The sequence below is a fragment of the Serratia fonticola genome (genome assembly GCF_001006005.1).
In the GTDB taxonomy this organism is placed as follows: domain Bacteria; phylum Pseudomonadota; class Gammaproteobacteria; order Enterobacterales; family Enterobacteriaceae; genus Chania; species Chania fonticola.
This window is the reverse complement of record NZ_CP011254.1, coordinates 20,298-43,994: the sequence shown is the minus strand read 5'-3', so window position 1 is coordinate 43,994 and position 23,697 is coordinate 20,298. Positions and strand designations below refer to the sequence as shown.

Below are 23,697 nucleotides of genomic sequence, written 5' to 3'. Positions count from 1 at the left end.
AGGAAGCACCAAACCGATACCCTCATTCTCCACTTTCCAGAAAATTACTGCATTCCCTCCGCCACGAACGCCTTATAATAGTAACCAGGGCAAGTTTCCTACGATTATTAAAAATCATCTCTGGAGTTTATTTATGCGTTGGCAAGGGCGTCGTGAAAGTGACAATGTCGAGGATCGCCGTGGGCAGTCTTCAGGTCTGGGCGGCGGCGGTGGCGGCCCCCGGATACCTATCGGCGGCAAAGGTGGCCTGATCATTCTGGTCGTGGTGCTGGTTGCCGGTTACTACGGGGTAGACCTGACTCCGCTGCTGAATGGCGGAGATGTTTCTCCACAGTCTCAGCAGCAAAGCGCCAGCATCAGCCCGCAAGACGATCAACTGGCCAAGTTTACCTCGGTGGTGCTGGCCTCTACCGAAGATAACTGGCAGGGCATCTTCAAGCAGATGGGGAAAAACTATCAGGATCCCAAACTGGTGATGTACCGGGGCGCGACGCGTACCGGCTGCGGCACCGGCCAATCGGTGATGGGGCCGTTCTATTGCCCGGCGGATGATACGGTCTATATCGATCTCTCGTTCTACCAGGATATGAAAACCAAGCTGGGTGCGGGCGGTGATTTTGCCCAGGCCTATGTGGTTGCGCATGAAGTCGGCCACCACGTGCAGAATCTATTGGGGATTGAGCGTAAGGTGCGCCAGATGCAGCAAGGGGCTAGCCAGGCAGAGGTTAACCGCCTGTCGGTGAAAATGGAGCTTCAGGCCGACTGCTTTGCTGGCGTTTGGGGCCACTACGCCGAGAAACAGCAGATGCTGGAAGCGGGCGATCTGCAAGCCGCGCTGAATGCCGCGCAGGCGATTGGTGACGACCGTTTGCAGCAGCAAAGCCAGGGGCGAGTGGTGCCAGACAGCTTTACGCATGGCACCTCGCAGCAGCGTTATACCTGGTTCAAGCAAGGGTTCGATAGCGGCGACCCTAACACCTGCAACACCTTCGCCTCCCGTTGATATTACTCAGTGCCGGTGCCTAGAGCCCGGCACTCTGCTTTCAGGCCTCAATATTCATGTTACAAAAAATGCAGCAACGCATGCAGCAGCAGGGTATTCGGCGGCTGTTGGTGATCAGCGGCGAACCACAATGGTGCCGAGATCAGGCACAGCAACTGGCGGCACAACTGCCGGGTGACTGGCCTTGGGTCGGTAATGACGCGCCCGCAGGAATCGATGCGTTGGCGAGTAGCGCGGTCAAAACCCTGTTGGGGCAGGAGCGGTTGCATGCGGTATTTGATGCGTTAGCGGGGCTGGACGTTGAAGCGCTGGCCCAGCTCTGCGGGACATTACAAGCCGGTAGCTGGTTACTGTTGCTGGTTCCACCTTGGCAAAGTTGGCCGCAGCAGCCTGATAGCGACAGCCTGCGCTGGAGCGATTGCCCACAGCAGATCGCCACACCCCATTTTATCCACCATCTGCAACAACAGTTGCTGGCCGATAGCGAAGTGTCTATTTGGCGGCAAGGTGAACCGTTGTGCCTGGCACCCTTACCATCACGGCCAGCCTGGCAAGCTCCCCAGGGTAATCCGAGTGATGAACAGCAGGCCGTTTTGGCCCGGTTGTTGGCGGCCGAGTCTGGGATCTGGGTATTAACCGCTGCGCGTGGCCGGGGGAAATCGACGGTGGCGGGGATGTTGATGGCCAGCAGCCCGCTAACCTGTTGGATCACCGGCCCGAGCCGCGCCGCTACCGACGTTGCCAGCGAGTGGGCCGCCGGACGGGCCCAGTTTTGGGCACCGGATGCTTTGCTACAGCATTGTTCTGAACAGGGTGCAAAGGGGGTTGGTTGGCTGCTGGTGGATGAGGCCGCAGCAATTCCTGGTCCTTTACTGCAACAGCTAATGGACTATTTCCCACGCGTATTACTGACAACCACGGTGCAGGGTTACGAAGGAACGGGGCGCGGCTTTTTACTGAAGTTCTGCGCCACCTTGCCGCAGTGGCAGCCGCTAAGCTTGCAGCAACCGATGCGTTGGGCAGCGGGCGATGCCCTGGAGCGGATTATCGATCATGCCTTGCTGTTCAACGAGGAACCGGTATGGGCCGTGGCCGGGCAGTCACCCACTTTTGGTGCTATTGAACAGGCTGAACTGTGTGCCGATCCGCAACGGTTACGGCGTTTCTATGCGTTGCTCTGTAGCGCACACTATAGAACCTCACCGCTGGATTTACGCCGCCTGATGGATGCGCCCGGGATGCACTTCAGTGCGGCATCGCTGGGGGATGAGGTAGTAGGGGCTCTGTGGCTGGTGGACGAGGGCGGGTTATCGGTTGAACTGGCCCACGAGGTTTGGGCTGGCCGTAGAAGGCCACGTGGCAATCTGGTCGCTCAATCTTTGGCGGCACATAGCGGCCAATGGTGGGCACCTACGCTGCGTTCCCGTCGCATTACCCGTATCGCTGTATTGCCGGAGTTACGTCAGCAAGGGATCGCCAGCCGGTTGGTGGAACAGCAAAAACGCGTCTCGAAGGGGTTGGATTTTCTTTCCGTCAGCTTCGGCTATACCGAGCCGCTGTGGCGGTTCTGGCAATCCTGTGGCTTCACCCTGGTGCGTATTGGCAACAAACCGGAGGCCAGCAGCGGCTGTTATAGCGCCATGGCATTGCTGGCCATTAGCGAGCAAGGGGAGGCGCTGTGCCATGCGGCGCATAAGCACCTGGCACGGGATTGGCGCTGGTTGCGGCAACGTAGCGACCTGTTGCTGGAGTTCGACGATGATGCCGATCCGCTATTAAATGAGGAAGATTGGCGCGAGCTGGCCGGTTTTGCCTTTGCCCACCGGCCCTTGGAGGCTAGCCTGGGGGCGCTACAACGTCTGCTGTTGACCAGCCCATTGCCCTGTGCGGCATTGCGCGCGCATTTGCAGCAACAACAAACCATGGCCCAGTGCGCAGCCCAATATGGCCTGAGTGGCCAAAAAGCCTTGCTGCGGGTTTGGCGACAAGAGGCTGGGCAGGCGTTGCAACAACTTAATGCGCAACATTGTCGTTACTGGCAGGAGTGGGCGCAGTCGTTGCAATAAATGGAAAGAGTTGTTCAATAAAACCCGATTTTCCTGATTTCTCCGCGGCGTATAGTAAGGGGCAGTTGCCGGGTCTGTCCCGGATGTCTCTAACCTGAGGAGTCCCCTATGAAACACTCGCATTTCGTTGTCCAAAGCCCCGCAACACCGGCAGAGCAACTGATACTGTTGTTTCATGGCGTAGGGGATAACCCGGTGGCGATGGGGGAGATCGGCAGTTACTTCGCCAAAGATTTCCCACAGGCCTTGGTGGTCAGCATTGGTGGCCCATTCGCTTTTGGTAACGGTGAGGGGCGCCAATGGTTCTCGGTTCAGGGGATCACCGAAGACAACCGCGTGCAGCGTATTGCCGAAGTGATGCCGACCTTTGTTGAAACCGTGCGCTACTGGCAGCAACACAGCGGCGTGAGCTACGCGGGCACTGCGCTGGTTGGTTTTTCGCAGGGTTCGATTATGGCGCTGGAAGGGTTAAAAGCCGAAGCCAAACTGGCCGGGCGGGTAGTAGCCTTCAGCGGCCGTTTTGCCCAGTTACCGCAAGCCGGTTTTGGTGACAGCGTGGTACACCTGATCCATGGTGAGACGGACGGCGTTATTGCTGCGGAGCATGCACAAGCGGCTGAGGCTCAGCTACAGGCTGTTGGCGCAGATGTGACGTTGGATATTGAGCCAGGCGTCGGGCATGCAATCAGTTCGGGCATGATGAACGCTGCCCTGGAGCGTTTGCATTACTACGTGCCGCAGCGCTATTGGGAAGAGGCGATGTTTGGTAAACGGGGCGATCTGATTGCCTTTAAATAAACAGCAGGGCGCTGATGTGCGCCCTGAAGTTATGGCTTTTTCGGCCAGTCGTCCTCGTCGTCCCACTTGGCGTTGTTATCGCGGTGGGGCGGCAATTCAGGCTTGTTAGCCAGGAATTTTCGATGATCCAGGCGGCGTAATTCTTTGATCCCGCTAATGATAATGCCTGCCAATATCACCAGGATTATCCACCAGTAGTCAGCTAACCAATGCATGTTTACACCTTTCCTTCAGGGCGAACAAAACGCGAGAATATCGCGGGCAGATGGCTTGCGAGCCAAGATGCGCCAGCAACGTCCTTATCTCGCCAGGCCGCTAGCAGCAGCTCGGGCGTCAGTAAATGCTCGGCCTCCTGCGCCAACGGGCGATAACTTAAATGCCAGGGTTCCATCGCCACTCCACCTTGATCGGCGGTAAACGGGCGATAGAAACCAAACTCGGCCATATGTGCAGTCAGCCAAAGATTTAGCGGATGGAAATAACCACCAGCTTCATATTCCCACGGCTCCAACTGCAACTTTTGACCTTCCGGTAACAGCGACGGATCGTAAACATCCAGATCGCTGCCCCAGTGATGACGGCTGGCACCCGGCAGGGCCGACCACCGCAAAATAGCTTCGCAACGTTCGGCGGCGGACAATGGCTGGATATCCATCGGCTGGCTATTGCGATCTAATACTGGCCGCTCTCCGCAGAACTTGCCATTCCAGATCGCCAGTTGCCGGTCAAAATCGCGAAAGGTGCTGGCCGGTTGCAGATCAAAGCCTGCCGTTTTCGCCGCCTGCTGCATGGCCTGAAAGGCCACCACCGCAGCGGGTTGCAGCCGATGATTGCCGCTCAGCACGGCGAGGTGCTCCGTCGAGCGTCCGGTGAGCATTTCTGCGCTGATCATGCGACCAGTTGCTCCATAATACGCTGATACATGCGGCTCAGTAACTGCAGATCGGCCGCATGTACGCATTCATTCACTTTATGGATAGTGGCGTTGACCGGCCCCAACTCAACCACCTGTGCTCCCATCTGGGCGATAAAGCGGCCATCAGAGGTACCGCCGGTAGTCAGCAATTGCGGGGTGAGCTCTGCATAGTGTTCCACCGCATTCACCACGGCATCTACCAAGGCACCGCGTGAAGTTAGGAAAGGTTGGCCAGACAGCCACCAGTCGATGCTGTAATTCAAGTTATGGCGGTCCAACAGTTCCTGCACCCGCTGCTTGATCAGGGCATCGGTCAGTTCGGTGCTGAAGCGGAAGTTGAACTGCACGAACATTTCACCAGGGATCACGTTATTGCTGCCGGTACCGGCCTGCACGTTGGCAATTTGCATGCTGGTTGGCGGGAAGAATTCGTTGCCCTGATCCCACTCAATGGTGACCAGCTCGTTTAGCGCAGACATAGCCCGGTGAACCGGGTTATCCGCCAGATGCGGATAGGCGACGTGCCCTTGAACGCCATGGATACGCAGATTGGCGGTGATCGAGCCACGGCGGCCATTTTTCACTACGTCTCCGACCCGCTCGGTGCTTGAAGGCTCGCCGACCAGGCAATAATCAAGGCGTTCGTTGCGAGCCATCAAGGCTTCCACTACCTTCACGGTGCCATGAGTGGCGCTGGCCTCTTCGTCTGAGGTGATCAGAAACGCCAGGCGGCCCTGATGGTTGGGGTTGGCGGCAACGAAGCGTTCTGCGGCCACCACCATGGCGGCCAGGGAGCCTTTCATATCGGCGGCTCCACGACCATAAAGCATGCCGTCGCGGATGACGGGCTCAAACGGTGGGTTATCCCAATTCTTCTCGTCGCCGGTTGGCACCACATCGGTGTGGCCAGCAAACGCCAGCGTGCTGCCCTGGCCGCGCCAGGCCCAGAAGTTTTGCGTATCGCCAAAGTTCATCGGTTCGACGGTAAAGCCGATCGCTTTCAGGCGAGCGATCATCAGCTCCTGACAGCCTTCGTCATGCGGGCTGAGGGAAGGGCGCTTGATAAGCTGTTGCGCCAGTTCGATAACAGGGCAGATCATGAGTTAACCTCGGTAATAAATTGCTGATAGCTTTCGCTGCTGAAGCCTAGCAGGGCATGTCCTTTACCATCATCCAGCAAGGGGCGTTTGATCATGGCCGGTTGCTCCAGCATCAGGGCGATGGCGGCATCGGCATTGTCGCAGGCATTGCGCTGGGCTTCATCCAGTTTACGCCAGGTAGTGCCACGGGTGTTCAGCAATGGTTCCCAGCCCAGGCGAGCGACAAAATCACGCAACAGCTGCTCGTCCAGCCCGTCTGCGCGATAGTCGTGGAATTGATAAGCCACTCCCTGTTCTTCCAGCCAGCGGCGTGCTTTTTTGATGGTGTCACAATTTTTGATGCCGAACATGGTCAGCGAGGTGTGCTGCGGTTTGTCTGTCATGGCGTAAAAGCTACCTTTTAATCGTCAAAATCGGTACTGAGCGGCACATAGAGTAGATCACTAACTTATACCGCACGGTGATAGCACAGATAATGCGGGAAAACGGGGTTTAGATCCAGACGGCGATGTGCTCATCATTGACAGGGAGAGGCCTGCAGTTTCAGGTCCGCAGATGAGTAACACATTTTGTTTTGGCATTCTGTGTAAAGCGACGAGATACGGCCCCACTCAGTACTTATTGCTACATCTTTTATATAAGAACTTCCTGAAATACAGCCGTTGGCACCTTATCATGTCGTTTCCCCATCGCTAATTCAGCAAGGTGGTGAACAGTGGTTACATGGAGGTTTGTCACTGGTTCATATTTGTTCTTATCAATGACGTTATCAAGCGTTTCAATACCCGTACAACGGCACAGTTGTATGATTCACTCTGTCAATTTAAAGTTACTTGGTTTTTTGTTAATGATTTTATTTTTTTATTCCATTATACTAACTTAAATTACAATAAGATAATGAGAGAGAACAAAATGAAGGAACGCACTGTAGTCTCTAACAATGGTTTTTCTTATAAAGAATTGTTAAAATTCAAGAAAGACTATTTAGCTTATAAAAAAGAGCTGAAAAGATTAGGGGAAGAGGATAGTAGAAAAATGTCATTTGTTGATTCTATAGTAGTAGTATCGAAAGAGTCAGCTAAAACAATTTTCACTTTAGTTACTATATCCATTCTTTATGTTATTGGGACTGTTTTTTTTGATATAAAAGAAACTCTCTTTGCAGTTCCATTTTTTGCTGCCTTTATTTTATGGGAAATATATAATAATGCCAAAAAGGATAACCATAGTATAATAACTGAGCTTAAATTAATTAAGCTCGGTTTGAAAATTAAGATAAATCAATTTTCCTGATATTTGTAGCCCTCACCCCCATATAATAGTGAGAATTTATGAGCAGTAGAGCCAAGTTGATATATTCTCATGGCATTGCTTGCATTAATCCATTTAGGGACATAGTCTTTATTTACATACCTGAAAAGCCTTCCCGTTCCAGGTTTTTCAAATAAAAAAGGAGTCACATATCTATTTTTGTTCTGAGTTATGACAGGCATTCTATAGGCGGAATATAATGTGGCTATAAAATCAACTGTTCCATAAGCAAAGTCACCATCATATTTATCTCCGCCTAAATATTCCGCACCTAATCTATATAACTTTCTAACCCAACCAACTCGCTGGTTTTCAAATAGCACTGGTGATATCGATTCAAATGTATTATTTGTCCCATTAGCTATTAATATTACCCCTATAGATTTCATATGCCTAAAGTGCATTGTTTGACCAAGTTTATTAATTGTCCAACCCATATATGTCTGAATTAATCCTGAAAAAACTCCTCCACCTATTTTTGCGTATTTAACTACACCTTGATCTTCAAATATTTCTGTAACGATGTACTTAGTATAACTTCCTTGTCTGAGTATCTGATACTCTCGTTGAGTAATTTCACTTTCAGTACGAACCTCGATGATTAATCTCATTCGCCCATTAATATCGAATGTACTTTTGAATCGTCTGTTAATATCGCTGATAAAATCATCAACTTCCCTGAGGTATTCTCTTCTTATTTGGTAATTTTCAATGAAATAGGCTGAGGCTAAAGTAGCAATACGCCTTAGGTCCACCGCATGTCTATCTAAGTCATATTTTAAATGAGCTATTGCAGCAGTACCCATGATTAATACACCCTATCATCCCAGATGCTATAAGCACTTGTTCCCGCCATAACATGTTCCCAAGTGATAGATTCATATTTGATGGAAATACTTTCATCAGATTGAACCTCATTATGCGTTAATGAGTTAGGGCTAAACATTCTGATTTCAGTTAACGTCGCTCCAGTTAGTTTTATCTTAAAGAAAATTTCCAGCCCACCAGATGCATTCATTCTGTAAAACACAAACTCACAAGTTAAACGTTCATTCTGGTTCATTGCCAAGGCTAGGAGTGGAGTAGCTTTATCTATGGGTTTTCTGATTTGCAACGGATGGAGTTGTACATTGCTCTCACGGGTCATAAGATTGAGCAATTCGAGAATGAAGATCTGATCTTCATGTCCTTTTTGATACTTATTGCCTATTGAATCTGGAGTTGAGCATCCCGCAGAGATCAGCCCTTGCTTGTCACCCTGGATGGTTCCGTAAATTATATTAGCCATGTAAATCCCTTACATTAAGTACAGAAAAACTTATAATACATAGGATCTGATTTTAAATCCAGTATCTAAAGCATGCTATGTATTTGCCATGTGATTAAATTGGTTTGGATGCATTCATGAGGTGTATTGATAAGATGGGGAAGTTATCGTTTATAACCGTACTGCCTCAGGCTTCAGTGGTACGGTATTAGGTAAGGTTATTTAGCTCAGGATCCCAGAACGCTAAATTTGTCTTAGAGGTCTCACCAGTACCGCCATACCATAAAGATTTAGCATTAGACTTTACATAAATAAGCTTATAATGTAATTTATTTAAAATCATTACTTAACCAAAGCTGTATTAGAAATGAAGTCGATTAATGGAAAAACTAAAACGACGAGTAGATTGCTGCTGGAGTCAGGTTTCACTCGGCATGAAATCAGGCAGGCAAAAACCAATGCTAAAATTTTCAACCTTGATTTTATCTATTCGGTAAGGGATGTAGGGAAAAGAACCTTCAGGGCGAGCGTTATTTTAACTGTGATATTAACAATATTCACGATTGGTACCACGCTTAAAAATGGTGCCCCAGCCTTAGGGATTATCATTCTCATGTTCCTTATGTTAATCATTCCATCATATTATATAACGCCAATGAGGTTCTATATTAAATCGATGTGGTTTTTCATTAAGGAGAAAATGCTAAACGTCAATGTGAGCTAGGCATTTAAGCTGATATAAGCTGTAAGAAAGTAGGTTGATGGTTTTTTTCTGACATACTATCCATATACTAGGCTTATTAGGAATCGCTATTTAGCAGTTTGGGGTTCAACGCACATACCCGCTATTTTGTAACCTTTCCAGCGCGCTCCCATCGGCATACACCATGCCGGTAGTCAGATCGTGGAAGCCATATCGCTTATAAAATGCCAATTTGTCCGGCACCGAGTAAATAAACACTTTACCTAACGGGGCCAGATCTTGCATGACGCGATCCATCAACTGCTGACCATAACCTTGCCCCTGAAAGCGCGGATGGATGGCGACATCGGCCAGATAAGCTACCGAGGTCATGTCACTGATGGCATGGGCGGTGGCCATCAGCTCTCCCTCAATAAAGCCCCAATAGCAGAATTGGCTATTTTGGTACACCTTCTGTAAGACCTGTTGATCACGCTCACCTAGTCCGGCGGCGGCCAGCAATTCGCCCAACTGTTGCCAGTCGATATTACATTTACGCGGATCGGTGATGATCTCCATAATTTTCCCCTCAACCAATACGATCCAAATCTGCAGCATATTGCTGGATAGCACGCTGGTAGCTGCTGATTTCCGTATGTGCCGAGGTCTCTGCCAACAGGATCAGCAGATCCGCCACCGCCTGTTTGGTTTCCCCTAGATTGTAGAGCGTCATGGCGCGGAACAGCGTGATCTCTTTGGCCTGCGGGAACTCGTTTAGCCCGTCGTCGAAAGCGGCTAGCGATTTCTGATATTCCCCTAATGCGCGATAGGTGCTACCCAGGCCCAGCCAGGCTTCCTGGCGAAGCTGTGCGGGCAGGTCTTGCTGCAAGGCGGCGAGATAACAGGGGATCGCCTGCTGCTCAAAGCCCTGCACATCGTAAAGGCACGCCAGCTGGTAATGCAGCGAGCCATCCAACGGTGCCTGTTGCAGCATCTGTTGGGCCAGTTCGGTGGCTTCTGGATAGCGACCTTGTTGTTTCAACTGTTCGATGGTGATACTCGAAGACATGATTTTCCCTTTCAACGGTGTTTGGCTAAATCCTGTAGCAACGTTACTCCTTCACTATTCATCCGCAAAGAAATATATGCCTGGATAGATCTCCGATGAGTTTGAAATAGTACGTTCACATCATGCTGATGTAGAATATCCTATAGTTAATCAGGCTTTTCTTGACGGCAACACGTGATATTTTTCACAAAATGCCTGCGTGCATACCAGTGAGTAAAAAATGACACCCCACGTTCCATCGTATGTTCGACAACTTTTCACCCTGCTGCTATGGGGGATAATCTATTACCTCGCCGGATTGATCTCATTAAAATTTGACGACCCTAACTCGCCGATCGCAATCGTGTGGTTTCCCTCTGGTGTTGCGGTTGCCGCCTTTCTTTTGTCCCGCTGGCGCAGTTATTTAACCCTGTTCGTCATTTTGACGTTGGCAAGCTTGTTGTTGACGGAGGGCTGGCAGCATAAACCATTGCAATCACTGATCGATGCTCTGCTATCCATGCCAGCCAACGTAGCGGTCGCCTGGGCCGTTCGACGCTTTGCACGGCTTAATGACGATCTCCATACTATTTTAGTCTGTATCACTGCAACCTTGGTCTTCAGCGGGCTGGATGCGCTAATTATTGGTGGGGGTTATGCCCTAATCCACCAGCAGCCTTTGTTCAGCTTGTTCTGGCAGAACTTTATCGCTGATGTTACCGGCATTATCTTTGCCACAACCGTTATTATGGGGGTTGTCAATCGGCGCTTGGAACCTGCCAGTCGCAATCTGCAAACGGGCCTTCTGGGTGGGGCACTTTGGCTGCTGCTGTGTGTTTCGATCTGGTTTATCTTTGGTTACCCCCTTCTCTGGCTGCAACACAACGCTGCTGCGCTCTACTTTGCCTTGGCATGCTTCCCCATTATTCTGGCTATTATGCTTTCTGTGGCCTGGGGGAATCGTGGGGGGTCTCTCGCGCTTATCACTCTTGGATTGGGAGTGATTTACTATACCAATCATCAGCATGGGCCCTTTTTTCTAAAGGGCTTACATCTTAATGAGTCTCTGTTATTAGCCTTGAGCTACCTTTCCGCGACGGCGTTGTTGATCGTGTTTATCAGGGTGTTGAAGCACTCGACCAACAGTTTTAACCCAGATACCGGCCGGATAACCGGCAAGGGGGTGATTTATAGCCTCAATCCGCGTACCGGGATTTTGCACTGGGAGGATGAGCTAGGTAGTTTGTTTGAGCAGCAGGTTCCCAATAAGTTAGACACCATGGATGACGTCATGCAATGGGTTCACCCGCATGATCAAGGCAAGCTGCGTGACCATTGGCTCCTCAATGATAGTCCTCAGCCCCGCCCCCCGTTGGTATTCCGTATCCAGATGCCACAGGGAGAGTGGTTAACGTTGGTGGATAACAGCTGCGTCCTGCTGGATGAGGAACAACAGAGCATTATTGTCGGCAACTGGCAAGCAAGCCAGTATCACCAGGACAGTTAAATGAACCTATTATTTGCATATTGCGGAGAGTTGCAGCAGTGATCCAGATTGCCCTGTTATTATTCGGCGTTGATTTTGTGCGCTCCAAAGCCAAATTTTTGGGCGTAATCGGGATTATCTGGGGGCTTATGGGGATCGGTATCTTTATCGATGGCCTTGATGGCGTGCTCTATTTTCCCTTACAGGTTTTTGGTGCGCTGATGCTTCTGGAGAGCCTGGTCACGTTGAGTATCGCCTCCAGCGGGGTTGGGGCACAGAAAGCGGTGCTCTATTTCAAGGGCGGGATCTTTTGTGTTGTCGCATTGCTGATCCTGGCGAATAAACCCTACAGTAATCTGTTACTGGCAATCATATTCGGTTTCTCCTATTTCGTTATTGGCTTGTTTATGATCGCTTCTGCCTGGATCGTGCGGTTTCCGCGCTGGAAGAATGCGCTGGTCAGCGGCATTGCTCAGATACTGTTCGCCATGCTCATATTTAGCCCCTATCCGGTGCACTACAAGGCCACCATATCGTTTTTCCTGGGTACATTGATGGTTGTTAGTGGCATCAATATCCTGCAATTAGCCAGGCGGGCCAACCTTTTAAGGGACGGCACCTCGGTGTTTGAATTGTTGGTACCTACCGAGATATTTTACGTCTTTGGAAAGAAATCGGCGACTCGGCCAGCCGAGGTGGTTGCCCCTAGCATTGATTTTAAACAGCCTTTAACCGTCCATATCTGGACCCCGGAAGGAACGGCGAGTGCGGCCCCAATCCCCCGGCCAGTCATTAATCGCTATATCGCGGCCGTGGATGCTCAAGGGGTTATCTCTACCGGGCATGCTGCATTGGAACTGGTACCGAGCATCTATATCAGCCTGTATCCAGCGGCAGATATCGATCGTTCTCCTTCAGAGTTTCTCAATGTGTTGAAGGCGACGCGAGAAAATGACGTGCCCGGCACCTTCCAGCCGGACTATGTTACCGAGGCGGCCAACTGGTGCGATTCGAATCGGCAGATCCAGTTTCACCGTTATAACAGCTCGGCACTGATACGGTTTTGGAGCGGCTATCAGCTGACTAAAATCTACAATCTGACGTCGCGTAACTGCTCCAGTAGTGTTGCCTATGCCTTGGAAGCCTCATTGGATGGCGTGCTTGCCAAACAGAGTAAAAGCTGGCTGGGCACATTACGCATTTTGACCATGCCGGAATTGTGGATTGCCGCGCAGGTACGCAGACGGGCACTCTCAATGGCTTGGACACCAGGGCTGGTGATGGATTACGCCCGAGCGCTGCGACATATTGTTCACCCCGTACCTCAGCCATGGTATCAGCGTATTCTCAAGCGCAGGCAACCGGAAAAAGAGGGATAGGGACACGTCATGATTATTTTAAAACAATAATCACTCACGCATTTTTGGGCAAGGCTGAGCGTTGATCATCCGGTGTCTATAAAAAGGACACCGGATAAATTAATGGGCGTTAATTATCGTCCACAGAATGAAGCGGCGACTCTGTTAAAGTGGATTTGCGGGTTACCGAATTTATCATCGCCAGGTATATTGCACTCCTCTCTCTGCATGCAGATATAGTTGCCACTGCCATCGTCATTTCTTATCCATAAATAGCGTGTGTTACCACACACCAAATTATTACCGCCAATTACATGGGTGGCTTTATTATGCGTTATTTTTTTCATGAGATCCTTCCTTGTGTCATATTAATGAAACGTTAGGATAGCTATCTAAGGTGCAATTTCAAGCCATAGCAAAGGAATGTGCCAATAACAGGATGATGCCGGTAACTGTATTGGAATGATCTTGTTTGTGGCACATTAAAATTGTCGTGTTGGTTTTGTAGGATAAATTCAACTTAACGTAGGTATCCGTTACCATGCATAGGTTCCAGGACGCCAAAGAAAATGTAACATCGGGGTAGGTTTTTGATTAATCTGAAAATATGTTCCATCCTGGTTTTTCTTGGCTGGCATCGTTCCCAAAAGGCTTCACTTGGTCAAAAAACCGGCGTAGAATCGCTGCGTCCAATAACTGGAGGTTGTGAAGTATCATGGTTGATCGAGAGTTAAAAAATTGGAAAGACTTTATTGATGAGATGTTGGGTAACTAACACCATATAGGGTTTAAAGCTTGAATAAGGCTATTGGGTTTGTTTTTATTTAAAGCACCTTGGGTAACAATATTAAGTCTTTAGCAAAGCAGCCTCGGTTTCCCGAAGCTGCTTTTTTTACGTCTGCTATTGGCTATCGTGATGGTGAGGCTGCGCTTTACCAGGGAAGCGGCGGCGTACCAATACGAAGAACAGCGGCACAAAGAAAATCGCCAGAACGGTGGCGGAAATCATACCGCCCATCACCCCGGTACCTACCGCATGCTGGCTGCCAGAACCCGCACCGGAACTGATGGCCATTGGCAGAACGCCGAAGATAAACGCCAGTGAGGTCATCAGGATAGGGCGCAAACGCAGGCGCGAGGCTTCCAGCGTTGCCTCCAGCAAATCCTGGCCTTTATTGTTCAGCTCGTTGGCAAATTCCACGATCAGGATGGCGTTCTTGGCCGAGAGCCCGATAATCGTCAATAGCCCCACCTGGAAGTACACATCGTTTTCTAGCCCGCGCAGCCAGGTGGCCGTGACGGCACCGATCACCCCCAGCGGCACCACCAACATGACCGAAAACGGGATCGACCAGCTTTCATACAGGGCGGCCAGACACAGGAATACCACCAACAGCGAGATGGCATACAGCGCCGGTGCCTGGGAACCGGACAGGCGTTCCTGGTAGGACATTGCGGTCCATTCCAGGCCGAAACCGGTCGGTAGCTGGCTGACGAGTTTTTCCATTTCATCCATCGCGGTACCGGTACTGACGCCCGGGGCAGCCTCGCCCACGATTTCTACCGTGGAGTTACCGTTGTAGCGTTCCAGACGCGGTGAACCATATTCCCAATGGGAGGTAGCAAAGGCGGAGAAGGGCACCATCCCGCCGCTGTTGTTACGCACATACCACTTGTTGATGTCCTCTGGCAGCATGCGGAAGGGCGCTCCGGCCTGGACGTACACTTTCTTCACTCGCCCACGGTCTAAAAAGTCGTTGACGTAGGTGGAGCCCCAGGCGGTTGACAAGGTGCTGTTGATATCGTCGATCGACACGCCCAACGCCTGTGCCTTGCGTTGGTCGATATCGATCTGCAATTGCGGGCTGTCATCAAGGCCATTATGGCGCACACGCGATAGCTGAGGGTTTTGCCCAGCCAGCTGCAGTAATTGATTGCGAGCCTCCATCAGTTTGTCATGCCCCAGCCCGGCGTGGTCTTCCAACTGCATATCGAAGCCCGAAGAATTCCCCAGCCCGGTGATCGCTGGCGGGCTGCTGGCGATCACGCGCGCTTCGTTGATATTGCTAAAGGCCTTGGTGGCACGCTCGATGATATCAAACGAACTATTGGCACCCGAACTGCGCAGATCCCAGTCCTTCAGGCGCAAGAACAGCCGCGCGACGTTCTGGCCGTTGCCGCCTGGCCCGGCACCGATGGTGGAGAACACCGACAGCACGTCGGCTTTCTCTTCGGTCAGGAAGTAGTGCTCGACCTTTTCCACCACCTTGGTGGTTTGCTGCAGTGTGGAGCCTGCAGGCAACTGCACCTGCACGGTGAATACACCACGGTCTTCTTGCGGCAGGAACGAGGTTGGCAGTTTGATAAACAGTACTGCCATACCGGCCAACAACAACAGGTAGATCACCATGTAGCGGACACTGTGATGCAATACGCGCGCTACCCCACGTTCATAGCGTTCGGTGTTGCGGTTAAACATGCGGTTAAACCAGCCGAAGAAACCGCGCTTGCCGTGATGATGGCCTTTGGCGATCGGCTGGAGAATAGTGGCGCACAGGGCCGGGGTGAGGATCATGGCGACCAGCACCGAAAGCACCATTGCGGAAACGATAGTGATCGAGAACTGGCGATAAATGGCCCCGGTGGTGCCGCCGAAGAAGGCCATGGGAATAAATACCGCTGAAAGCACCATGGCAATCCCCACCAGCGCACCCTGGATCTGCCCCATGGATTTACGGGTGGCGTCCCTGGGTGAGAGACCTTCCTCGCTCATCACGCGCTCCACGTTTTCCACCACCACGATGGCGTCGTCCACCAGTAGGCCGATCGCCAGCACCATGGCAAACATCGTCAGGGTGTTAATGCTGTAGCCGAAGGCCGAAAGGATGGCAAAGGTGCCCAACAGCACCACCGGAACGGCGATAGTGGGGATTAACGTGGCGCGAAAGTTCTGCAAGAACAGGTACATGACTAAAAACACCAGCAAAATAGCTTCCAGCAGGGTTTTTACCACGTCATGGATCGAAGCCTGCACGAACGGCGTCGTCTCATAGGCAATCTTGGCTTCTAGCCCGTGCGGGAAATATTGTGAAAGCTCGGCGATCTTGGCTTTCACCAACTGGTCGGTTTGCAATTCGTTGGCACCGGAGGCCAGCTTGATGTTCATCCCGGCGGCCTGCAGGCCGTTGTAACGGCTGAGGTAGTTATAGTTTTCCCCGCCCAATTCCACCGTGGCAACGTCACCCAGGGTGACCAGCGAGCCGTCCCGATTGACGCGCAGCGTGATCTGACGGAACTGCTCCGGTGTTTGCAGCTGGGATTGAGCATTGATGGTGGCGTTTAGCGCCTGCTGATCCACGGAAGGGGAGCCGCCTAGCTGGCCCACCGCCACCTGAGTGTTCTGTGAACTGATGGCGTTGACTACATCCTGAGTGGTGAGCTGGTAGCTGGTGAGCTTGTTCGGATCCAGCCAGATACGCATGGCGTATTGTGAACCGTAAACGTCCATGCTGCCTACGCCGTTAATACGGCTGAGGGGGTCTTGCAGGTTGGAGACGATGTAGTCCGCGATGTCCTGCTTATCCATGCTGCCATCGTTGGAGACAAAGGCCACCATCATCAGCGTGGTATCGCCCGATTTTGACACCGTTACGCCTTGTTGCTGTACCGCCTGTGGCAACCGCTTGATGGCGGCCTGCAGCTTGTTTTGTACTTGTTGCATTGCCTCGTTGGGATCGGTGCCGGCATCAAAGGTCAGCGTAACCGAGGCCTGGCCTGTATTGGTGCTCTGGGACGACATATACATCATGTTGTCGAGGCCGGTCATGTTCTGTTCGATAATCTGGGTAACGGTATTTTCCAGCGTCTGTGCCGATGCCCCAGGATAGGAGGCGCTGATACGCACGTTTGGCGGAGCGAGGTTCGGATATTGTTCGACAGGCAGAGAAAAAATCGCCAACGTCCCCGTCAGGCAAAGAATAATTGCCAGAACCCAGGCAAAAATCGGGCGATCAATAAAAAAATTGGCCATGCGGCATGAACCTCGTTGTGACTTATTCTATTTTTGACTGCATCAGTTATGCTTACGCCTGGCGCTGACTGGTGGCCGGGCAGTTGCAGGATTTGATTGTACCCAAAGGTGCTACTGCACTTTACTCGTCAAGCGCAGATAAAGCGTGGAGAAAAAAAGGAGATAATGTAAATAACAGTAGTAGAAATCAACAGTTACACATTGCATCACCACGAAACGCGTCATTATGGCGATTTTATGGCGTTACGGTGAAATAATCAGGACGTTTTCCTCAGCAGGAGTTAAGCATGGAAATTAACCCGGTATTTGCTCGTCGTCTTTATCTGTGTTGGCTGATCAGCAGCAATGAACGCCCTAACGTTCCGCGCCTGATGGAACTGACCGGTTGGCCGCGCCGTACGTTGCAGGATGTACTCAAAGCTTTGCCAGGCCTGGGCCTGGAGTTGCAGTTTGTGCAGCAGGGGAAGCGTAATAACGATGGCTATTACCAGTTGGCAAACTGGGGCCCGCTAAGTCAAAGCTGGATTAATCAGCATCATGAGATGCTGCTGGCGGCCATTGGTTGAAAGTTCCCCGGCGTGCCGGGGAAGCATTACTGGCTTTTCGCTTCCAGATACATCACGGTTGCCGCCACGCGCGAACGCACGTTGAGCTTGCGCAGCATATTGCGGATGTGCACTTTCACCGTCTCTTCAGAAATATGCAACTGCGCCGCGACCTGCTTGTTTGACATACCGCGTGCCACTTCCTGCAAGACATCCAGTTCACGCTCGGTCAGAGCGGCAAAGGGATCGTGTTGTTCGCTGCGTGACGAAAGGTAGTCCGCAACCGCATCGCTAATCACGTTCTGGCCCTCGGCGGCCTGGCGAATATGCTCCAGCAACTGTTCTGGCTCGCTGTCTTTCAGCAGGTAGCCATCGGCACCAGCATCGATCAGCGCATAGACGTCGCTGCGGGAGTCGGAAACGGTCAGTACGATGATGCGTGCATCCACCCCTTCATCGCGCAGTGCTTTCAGCGTATCCAGCCCTGAAAGTCCCTTCATGTTCAGATCGAGCAGGATCACGTCTGGCGTGAACTGTGCAGCCAGGGCGATCGCCTCAGCACCGCCGCTGGCTTCTGCCACCACGGTGAAAGTAGGATCTAGCCCCAGTAACTGTTTGATGCCACGGCGCATCAACGGGTGATCGTCCACGATCATTACTCGGTAATTTTTCATCACAATAAAACGTGCTCCCTGTAGCGAGTAAAGCCACTGCGTACTGCCGGCAGTAAAGCTGACTCTTAAAATATAGTAGTAATTAGCATTGTCGATCGGCTCGAATGGCCGCCGTGCAATGCTGTTAGCCCTTATGGCGGGAAGCTAAGACAGACCTCCGTGCCCCCGGCATTGCCACGCCTGATATGTAACGTACCGTTCAGACGCGATGCGCGTTCGCTCATAATGGTTAGCCCGTAATGGCCTTCCGGTTCATCCAGGCTGTCGATGCCGCAGCCGTCGTCACAAATGGTGATCTCGTTGTCACCGCTGGGGGAGACTTCGCAATGGATCACAATTTCCTGCGCATCAGCGTGTTTGATGGCATTAAGCACGGCTTCACGCACGATCTGTAGCGCATGAACCTGTTGTTGGGCATTCAACGCCTGTGAGGCTAACCGACAGTGTAACTGAATCCGCGCGCTGGTCAGCAGTTTTAATGGTTCCAATACCTGCTGCAACGCGGCATTCAGATCGGCATCCTGAATACTCAACCGGAAGGTGGCCAGCAGTTCGCGCAATTGGCGGTAGGCATCCGCCAGCGCCCGATCAAAATCATCAATGATCTCATCTGCCTGCGAGGAATGGCCTGTCAGGGTACGTTTGAGCAAGGTGAGCTGGATGCGCAGGAAGGTGAGTGCCTGGGCTAACGAATCATGTAGCTCGCGGGCGATGGTGGCGCGTTCCTCCATCAGTAGGAACTGCATATGCTGCTTTTGTGCGCGGTTAAAGTAAACCCCGCGGCTGAGCATATTGGTCACGCTTTGCATCAGGTGTGGGTGGGGCGGTTGTTGCTCATGTTGCCAGCTCAGGCTACCCAAAGGTTTGTTGTCTTGCATAATCACCTGCGAATGCCAGGCCAGTTCCGCCACCGGTTCACCACTGCTGACCTGCCATTGGCTGAGGCTGTCTTCCACATTGAGCCGGATACAATGTAATTGTTCGCTCAGCTTGATGATATGCAAGACCTTCTCAAACGCCCGCTGATCCAACTGCCCAACGCTCAGCGCCTGGGAGCAGCTGTAAAGCACCTCCAGCGTGCGGTTGGCCTGCTGTAGTCGCTCGGTTTTTTCCTGCACCTTCTGTTCCAGTGATTGGTAGAGCTTCGCCAATTCGCCAGACATGGTGGTGAAGGTTTGCGACAGAACGCCCAGTTCGTTTGGCAATGAAACGTCGAGCGGCGGATGATTAAAATCGCGTTGTTGCATACGCAGGCTGGCGTCCACCAGGCGCTTGAGCGGGGTGACCACTTGGCGGCGCATAAAGCGGATGCAGAACAGCACCAGGGCAATGATGGCGATGTAGCCCATCACGCTGATCGTCGCTACGATGGTCAGCTTTTGTTCGGAATAGCGCTGCAAAGCCAGGACAAAATGGTCGATCTGATTGACATAGCTGGCCACGTTGGCCTGATAGTTTTCCGGGTTCCCGGCCAGGATCTGTTTTTCCAGCACCAGCCAGGCCTGGCGCAGCGTCAGGTATTTTTGCCGCACATCGTCAGGCACATAAAATCGATCGAGTTTAAGCAGGGCCGGAGCCGTTAGCGACTGTTGATACTGCACCAGGTGCTGCTGCACTTCAGCGGAACCGTTAGTGAGCTCATACGCCAACCGGTAACTCTGCATGCGCAACGATCCCGCGATATTGATCGCTTCGGCATCTTGCAGGCTGCCGGCCACGGTGGTCAGCGCCAGTCCGGTGGACAGCACGGAAAGGATCACGATGGCTATCAGCGCCTTCGCCAGGCTGCCGGTCACTGAGCGTTTTACGAGCAATTAAGCGTCCTTCTGGTTATTGGCCGGAGTGTTATGCGCCGTCAAATTATAACTTTTGCTGGCAAAAAGCATGGCGATTTTTAGCGAAAGACCAATCCATAGCCAAAACAAATCTTCGCTATATAATCAAGTAAATAGCGATTGAGTGACCTACTGTTGGCAAAATGCCCTATATCGGCTATCAGTGATTGATCTGGCGCAAGTAATACCCACTTTTACCCCTAAAGGGTGATTATCTACTCCCTCCGATAAGCCTATTTTATCCTTGCCTCTTACCCGAGGTGCGAGACAAACAATAATAAAGTCACACTATAATAATTTTTTACACGCGCGCGTGTTGCCAACTTTGAAGGATAACCCGAATGGCCGAATTGTCGCGACGCAGATTGCTCAGCGGACAATGGCGTCATCAAACTGATGCGATCCGTCCCCCGTGGTCGCGTGAAGCCCCTCTCTTCCTTGCGGGTTGTACCCGGTGCCAGGCCTGCGTTAACGCCTGTGAAACCGGTGTATTGATCAGCGGCAGTGGCGGATATCCCGAAATCGATTTCCAACGCGCGGAATGTACCTTTTGCCGACAATGCGCAGATGCCTGCGAAGCCCCACTGTTTTACCCACCACAGCATCAACCCTGGCAACAAGTGGCGTCGTTTTCGGCCGTTTGCCTGGCGATGCAGGGGGTAGAATGTCGCAGTTGTCAGGACAGTTGTGAAACGCAGGCAATCCGTTTTCGGCCACGGTTAGGCGGCATAGCCCAACCGGCGCTAGAGGCGGCGGCGTGCAATGGTTGTGGTGCCTGCGTTGCCGGCTGCCCGACCTCGGCGATTGCAATAACCCGGAGTGAAAATAATGAGCAGTGAATGGCACGTAAGCGGGTTGATGGTGCAGGCCAGGCCTGACAAATTCCCGGCGCTGATCTCGGCGCTGCTGGCAATCCCTGATACGGAAATTCCGGCGCAGGATCAACAGCAGGGCAAATTGGTAGTCGTTATGCAAGCAGCGCGCTCCGATGCGTTGCTGGAAAAAATTGAGTCGGTACGCAATCTGGAAGGCGTGTTGGCAGTGTCGCTGGTCTATCACCAGCAGGATGAGCAAGGTGAGGTAATGCCATGAAACTCAGTCGTCGAGACTTCATGAAAGCGAACGCCGCAGTGGCTGCAGCCACTGCAGCCGGGCTGACGATCCCAACGGTCGCCCAAGCCGTGGTTGGCAGCGGTGACGAAATCAAATGGGACAAAGCACCTTGCCGTTTCTGCGGCACCGGGTGTGGCGTTCTGGTCGGTACCCAAAATGGCCGCATTGTGGCTTCGCAGGGCGATCCGGATGCTCCGGTTAACCGGGGCCTGAACTGTATCAAAGGCTACTTCCTGCCCAAGATCATGTACGGCAAGGATCGACTGACACAGCCAATGCTGCGCATGAAGAACGGGCAGTATGACAAAGAAGGTGAGTTTACTCCCATCACTTGGGAAAAAGCCTTCGACGTCATGGAAGAAAAATTCAAAGGGGCACTGAAAGAAAAAGGGCCTGAGGCAGTAGGCATGTTCGGCTCCGGCCAGTGGACGGTATGGGAAGGCTATGCGGCCTCCAAACTGTTCAAAGCGGGTCTGCGTTCCAACAACCTCGATCCAAACGCGCGCCACTGCATGGCTTCTGCCGTGGTCGGCTTTATGCGCACCTTTGGCATGGATGAACCGATGGGCTGCTACGATGATATCGAGCAGGCCGACGCCTTCGTGCTGTGGGGCTCCAATATGGCGGAAATGCACCCGATCCTGTGGTCGCGCATTACCAACCGCCGCCTGGGCAACGATAAGGTCAACGTCTCGGTACTTTCCACCTTTGAACACCGCAGCTTCGAGCTGGCGGATAACGGCATGGTGTTCACCCCGCAGACCGATCTGGCGATCATGAACTACATCGCCAACTACATTATTCAGAACAACGCGGTTGACCAGGATTTCCTCAAGCAGCACGTCAATATCCGCAAAGGGGTGACCGATATCGGTTACGGTCTGCGCCCAACCCACCCGTTGGAGAAAGCGGCGAAGAACCCAGGCAGCGATGCTTCTGAGCCGATGAGCTTCGAAGATTACAAGGCCTTTGTGGCGGAATACACGCTGGAAAAGACCGCCGAAATGAGCGGCGTGCCAAAAGACCAACTGGAAGCGCTGGCAAAACTGTATGCCGACCCGAATGTGAAGGTCGTGTCTTACTGGACGATGGGCTTCAACCAGCATACCCGTGGCGTCTGGGCCAATAACCTCTGCTACAACCTGCACTTGCTGACCGGTAAGATCTCTAAGCCAGGCTGCGGGCCATTCTCACTGACTGGCCAACCTTCCGCCTGCGGTACCGCGCGTGAAGTGGGGACGTTCTCCCACCGCCTGCCAGCAGACATGGTGGTGACCAACGAGAAACACCGCCAGATTGCCGAACAGAAATGGCAACTGCCAGCGGGTACCATCCCGGAAAAAGTCGGGCTGCATGCGGTTGCGCAAGACCGTGCGTTGAAAGACGGCAAGCTGAATGCCTACTGGGTGATGTGTAACAACAACATGCAGGCCGGGCCAAATATTAATGAAGAACGCATGCCAGGCTGGCGCGATCCGCGCAACTTTATCGTGGTTTCCGATCCGTACCCAACGGTGAGCGCATTGGCCGCCGACCTGATCCTGCCTACGGCGATGTGGGTAGAAAAAGAAGGGGCATACGGCAACGCTGAGCGCCGTACTCAGTTCTGGCATCAGCAGGTGAAAGCACCGGGCGAGGCCAAGTCTGACCTGTGGCAGTTGGTGGAATTTGCCAAACGCTTCAAGGTGGAAGAAGTCTGGCCTGCGGAGCTGGTAAACCAGAAGCCGGAATACCGTGGCAAAACCCTGTACGACGTGCTGTTCGTCAATGGTGAAGTGAACAAGTACAAGCTGGAAGAGATCCCGGCCGACCAGTTAAACGACGAGTCGCGCGAGTTCGGTTTCTACATCCAGAAAGGGCTGTTTGAAGAGTATGCCGGGTTTGGCCGTGGCCATGGTCACGATCTGGCCGCCTTTGATATGTACCATAAGGCGCGCGGCTTACGCTGGCCAGTGGTGGATGGCAAAGAAACCCTGTGGCGCTACCGCGAAGGGACCGATCCTTATGTGAAGGCCGGTGAAAGCGTGCGCTTCTATGGCAAGCCAGACGGCAAAGCGGTGATCTTCGCACTGCCGTTCGAACCTGCGGCGGAAAGCCCGGATCAGGAATACGATCTGTGGTTGTCCACTGGCCGCGTGCTGGAACATTGGCACACTGGTTCGATGACGCGCCGGGTGCCAGAGCTGCACAGAGCCTTCCCTGAGGCGGTGCTGTTTATCCATCCGCTGGACGCCAAGAGCCGCAATCTACGCCGTGGCGACAAGGTGAAGGTACTGTCACGCCGTGGTGAAGTCGTGAGCATCGTCGAAACCCGTGGCCGTAACCGTCCGCCGAAAGGTCTGGTGTATATGCCATTCTTTGATGCCGCGCAGTTGGTCAATAACTTGACGCTGGATGCCACCGATCCGCTGTCGAAAGAGACCGACTACAAGAAGTGTGCGGTAAAACTGGAGAAGGTATAAGGC

24 protein-coding genes are annotated in these 23,697 nt (G+C 52.3%); 11 read left to right on the top strand and 13 right to left on the bottom strand.

Annotated features, from left to right (window positions below):
• Positions 1-133: 133 nt before the first annotated feature.
• From ypfJ to ypfH, 3 genes are all read left to right on the top strand, one after another.
• Complete coding sequence (ypfJ, locus tag WN53_RS00200; protein ID WP_046807978.1) at positions 134-1,003, top strand: KPN_02809 family neutral zinc metallopeptidase; 870 nt, start codon at positions 134-136, stop codon at positions 1,001-1,003.
• Positions 1,004-1,059: 56 nt separating this feature from the next.
• Positions 1,060-3,069 (top strand): tRNA(Met) cytidine acetyltransferase TmcA, encoded by a 2,010-nt coding sequence (locus WN53_RS00195; protein WP_024484528.1) that lies wholly within the window; start codon positions 1,060-1,062, stop codon positions 3,067-3,069.
• A gap of 108 nt (positions 3,070-3,177) precedes the next feature.
• On the top strand, positions 3,178-3,867 hold the full coding sequence (ypfH, locus tag WN53_RS00190) for an esterase (RefSeq protein ID WP_024484527.1): 690 nt from the start codon (positions 3,178-3,180) through the stop codon (positions 3,865-3,867).
• A 29-nt stretch (positions 3,868-3,896) separates the two neighbouring features.
• Here ypfH and WN53_RS00185 read toward each other — a convergent pair whose 3' ends face one another.
• From WN53_RS00185 to WN53_RS29100, 5 genes are all read right to left on the bottom strand, one after another.
• Complete coding sequence (locus WN53_RS00185; protein ID WP_021178743.1) at positions 3,897-4,082, bottom strand: YpfN family protein; 186 nt, start codon at positions 4,080-4,082, stop codon at positions 3,897-3,899.
• A 2-nt stretch (positions 4,083-4,084) separates the two neighbouring features.
• A complete protein-coding gene (locus tag WN53_RS00180; protein ID WP_024484526.1) occupies positions 4,085-4,759 on the bottom strand; it encodes a M15 family metallopeptidase in 675 nt (224 codons plus the stop codon).
• Positions 4,756-5,883: a succinyl-diaminopimelate desuccinylase gene (gene dapE, locus WN53_RS00175; RefSeq protein WP_024484525.1), complete on the bottom strand. Its 1,128-nt coding sequence runs from the start codon at positions 5,881-5,883 to the stop codon at positions 4,756-4,758. The genes WN53_RS00180 and dapE overlap by 4 nt, the downstream gene beginning before the upstream one ends.
• Complete coding sequence (locus WN53_RS00170) at positions 5,880-6,266, bottom strand: ArsC family reductase (RefSeq protein ID WP_024484524.1); 387 nt, start codon at positions 6,264-6,266, stop codon at positions 5,880-5,882. Before WN53_RS00170 ends, dapE begins: the two co-directional genes overlap by 4 nt.
• Positions 6,267-6,516: 250 nt before the next feature.
• A complete protein-coding gene (locus WN53_RS29100) occupies positions 6,517-6,645 on the bottom strand; it encodes an Hha/YmoA family nucleoid-associated regulatory protein (protein WP_425313912.1) in 129 nt (42 codons plus the stop codon).
• 150 nt (positions 6,646-6,795) lie between these two features.
• Here WN53_RS29100 and WN53_RS00165 point away from each other — a divergent pair, with 150 nt between their 5' ends.
• Positions 6,796-7,176: a hypothetical protein gene (locus WN53_RS00165; protein ID WP_071784956.1), complete on the top strand. Its 381-nt coding sequence runs from the start codon at positions 6,796-6,798 to the stop codon at positions 7,174-7,176.
• Here WN53_RS00165 and WN53_RS00160 read toward each other — a convergent pair.
• The 4 genes from WN53_RS00160 to WN53_RS00140 form a co-directional block, all read right to left on the bottom strand.
• Positions 7,164-8,000 (bottom strand): DUF4225 domain-containing protein, encoded by an 837-nt coding sequence (locus WN53_RS00160; protein ID WP_024484522.1) that lies wholly within the window; start codon positions 7,998-8,000, stop codon positions 7,164-7,166. The genes WN53_RS00165 and WN53_RS00160 overlap by 13 nt on opposite strands.
• Positions 8,001-8,002: 2 nt before the next feature.
• A complete protein-coding gene (locus tag WN53_RS00155) occupies positions 8,003-8,482 on the bottom strand; it encodes an Hcp family type VI secretion system effector (RefSeq protein ID WP_024484521.1) in 480 nt (159 codons plus the stop codon).
• A gap of 808 nt (positions 8,483-9,290) precedes the next feature.
• Positions 9,291-9,722 carry a GNAT family N-acetyltransferase gene (locus tag WN53_RS00145; RefSeq protein ID WP_024484519.1) on the bottom strand — a complete coding sequence of 144 codons (432 nt, stop codon included), beginning with the start codon at positions 9,720-9,722 and terminating at the stop codon, positions 9,291-9,293.
• A 10-nt stretch (positions 9,723-9,732) separates the two neighbouring features.
• Positions 9,733-10,212, bottom strand: coding sequence for a tetratricopeptide repeat protein (locus tag WN53_RS00140; protein WP_024484518.1), 480 nt, complete (start codon positions 10,210-10,212; stop codon positions 9,733-9,735).
• Between the two features lie 220 nt (positions 10,213-10,432).
• Here WN53_RS00140 and WN53_RS00135 point away from each other — a divergent pair, with 220 nt between their 5' ends.
• Entirely contained in the window at positions 10,433-11,698 is a 1,266-nt protein-coding gene (locus WN53_RS00135; protein ID WP_024484517.1) for an MASE1 domain-containing protein, read from the top strand.
• Positions 11,699-11,736: 38 nt separating this feature from the next.
• Positions 11,737-13,056 (top strand): HdeD family acid-resistance protein, encoded by a 1,320-nt coding sequence (locus tag WN53_RS00130; RefSeq protein ID WP_024484516.1) that lies wholly within the window; start codon positions 11,737-11,739, stop codon positions 13,054-13,056.
• A 113-nt stretch (positions 13,057-13,169) separates the two neighbouring features.
• Here the strand turns inward: WN53_RS00130 and WN53_RS28530 are convergent, their stop codons facing one another.
• Entirely contained in the window at positions 13,170-13,382 is a 213-nt protein-coding gene (locus tag WN53_RS28530; RefSeq protein WP_152526590.1) for a DUF4762 family protein, read from the bottom strand.
• A gap of 368 nt (positions 13,383-13,750) precedes the next feature.
• On the opposite strand from WN53_RS28530, the gene ypfM reads away from it, so the two are divergent.
• A complete protein-coding gene (ypfM, locus tag WN53_RS29095; protein ID WP_137751254.1) occupies positions 13,751-13,810 on the top strand; it encodes a protein YpfM in 60 nt (19 codons plus the stop codon).
• Positions 13,811-13,936: 126 nt separating this feature from the next.
• On the opposite strand, the gene acrD is transcribed toward ypfM, so the two are convergent.
• A complete protein-coding gene (acrD, locus tag WN53_RS00125) occupies positions 13,937-17,065 on the bottom strand; it encodes a multidrug efflux RND transporter permease AcrD (protein ID WP_046807977.1) in 3,129 nt (1,042 codons plus the stop codon).
• Positions 17,066-17,352: 287 nt separating this feature from the next.
• On the opposite strand from acrD, the gene WN53_RS00120 reads away from it, so the two are divergent.
• Positions 17,353-17,631 (top strand): winged helix-turn-helix domain-containing protein, encoded by a 279-nt coding sequence (locus WN53_RS00120; RefSeq protein ID WP_024484514.1) that lies wholly within the window; start codon positions 17,353-17,355, stop codon positions 17,629-17,631.
• Between the two features lie 26 nt (positions 17,632-17,657).
• Here WN53_RS00120 and narP read toward each other — a convergent pair whose 3' ends face one another.
• Together narP and narQ are read right to left on the bottom strand one after the other, a co-directional pair.
• Positions 17,658-18,290, bottom strand: coding sequence for a nitrate/nitrite response regulator protein NarP (gene narP / locus WN53_RS00115; RefSeq protein WP_024484513.1), 633 nt, complete (start codon positions 18,288-18,290; stop codon positions 17,658-17,660).
• 125 nt (positions 18,291-18,415) lie between these two features.
• Positions 18,416-20,098, bottom strand: coding sequence for a nitrate/nitrite two-component system sensor histidine kinase NarQ (gene narQ, locus WN53_RS00110; RefSeq protein WP_024484512.1), 1,683 nt, complete (start codon positions 20,096-20,098; stop codon positions 18,416-18,418).
• 362 nt (positions 20,099-20,460) lie between these two features.
• Between narQ and napF the strand changes: the two genes are divergently transcribed.
• Genes napF through napA form a run of 3 tightly spaced genes read left to right on the top strand, consistent with a single transcriptional unit; the run spans position 20,461 to position 23,694 of the window.
• Positions 20,461-20,958 (top strand): ferredoxin-type protein NapF, encoded by a 498-nt coding sequence (gene napF / locus WN53_RS26985; RefSeq protein ID WP_021807093.1) that lies wholly within the window; start codon positions 20,461-20,463, stop codon positions 20,956-20,958.
• Entirely contained in the window at positions 20,945-21,211 is a 267-nt protein-coding gene (napD, locus tag WN53_RS00105) for a chaperone NapD (protein WP_024484511.1), read from the top strand. The genes napF and napD overlap by 14 nt, the downstream gene beginning before the upstream one ends.
• The gene (gene napA, locus WN53_RS00100; RefSeq protein WP_024484510.1) at positions 21,208-23,694 is read left to right on the top strand and encodes a nitrate reductase catalytic subunit NapA; all 2,487 of its coding nucleotides are present in this window, start codon (positions 21,208-21,210) and stop codon (positions 23,692-23,694) included. The genes napD and napA overlap by 4 nt, the downstream gene beginning before the upstream one ends.
• Positions 23,695-23,697 lie beyond the last annotated feature (3 nt).

Bases quoted from the DNA above. Each gene is read 5' to 3' on its own strand.
- ypfJ (WP_046807978.1), top strand. From the start codon at position 134: ATGCGTTGGCAAGGGCGTCGTGAAAGTGACAATGTCGAGGATCGCCGT.
- WN53_RS00195 (WP_024484528.1), top strand. From the start codon at position 1,060: ATGTTACAAAAAATGCAGCAACGCATGCAGCAGCAGGGTATTCGGCGG.
- ypfH (WP_024484527.1), top strand. From the start codon at position 3,178: ATGAAACACTCGCATTTCGTTGTCCAAAGCCCCGCAACACCGGCAGAG.
- WN53_RS00185 (WP_021178743.1), bottom strand. From the start codon at position 4,082: ATGCATTGGTTAGCTGACTACTGGTGGATAATCCTGGTGATATTGGCA.
- WN53_RS00180 (WP_024484526.1), bottom strand. From the start codon at position 4,759: ATGATCAGCGCAGAAATGCTCACCGGACGCTCGACGGAGCACCTCGCC.
- dapE (WP_024484525.1), bottom strand. From the start codon at position 5,883: ATGATCTGCCCTGTTATCGAACTGGCGCAACAGCTTATCAAGCGCCCT.
- WN53_RS00170 (WP_024484524.1), bottom strand. From the start codon at position 6,266: ATGACAGACAAACCGCAGCACACCTCGCTGACCATGTTCGGCATCAAA.
- WN53_RS00165 (WP_071784956.1), top strand. From the start codon at position 6,796: ATGAAGGAACGCACTGTAGTCTCTAACAATGGTTTTTCTTATAAAGAA.
- WN53_RS00160 (WP_024484522.1), bottom strand. From the start codon at position 8,000: ATGGGTACTGCTGCAATAGCTCATTTAAAATATGACTTAGATAGACAT.
- WN53_RS00155 (WP_024484521.1), bottom strand. From the start codon at position 8,482: ATGGCTAATATAATTTACGGAACCATCCAGGGTGACAAGCAAGGGCTG.
- WN53_RS00145 (WP_024484519.1), bottom strand. From the start codon at position 9,722: ATGGAGATCATCACCGATCCGCGTAAATGTAATATCGACTGGCAACAG.
- WN53_RS00140 (WP_024484518.1), bottom strand. From the start codon at position 10,212: ATGTCTTCGAGTATCACCATCGAACAGTTGAAACAACAAGGTCGCTAT.
- WN53_RS00135 (WP_024484517.1), top strand. From the start codon at position 10,433: ATGACACCCCACGTTCCATCGTATGTTCGACAACTTTTCACCCTGCTG.
- WN53_RS28530 (WP_152526590.1), bottom strand. From the start codon at position 13,382: ATGAAAAAAATAACGCATAATAAAGCCACCCATGTAATTGGCGGTAAT.
- acrD (WP_046807977.1), bottom strand. From the start codon at position 17,065: ATGGCCAATTTTTTTATTGATCGCCCGATTTTTGCCTGGGTTCTGGCA.
- WN53_RS00120 (WP_024484514.1), top strand. From the start codon at position 17,353: ATGGAAATTAACCCGGTATTTGCTCGTCGTCTTTATCTGTGTTGGCTG.
- napF (WP_021807093.1), top strand. From the start codon at position 20,461: ATGGCCGAATTGTCGCGACGCAGATTGCTCAGCGGACAATGGCGTCAT.
- napA (WP_024484510.1), top strand. From the start codon at position 21,208: ATGAAACTCAGTCGTCGAGACTTCATGAAAGCGAACGCCGCAGTGGCT.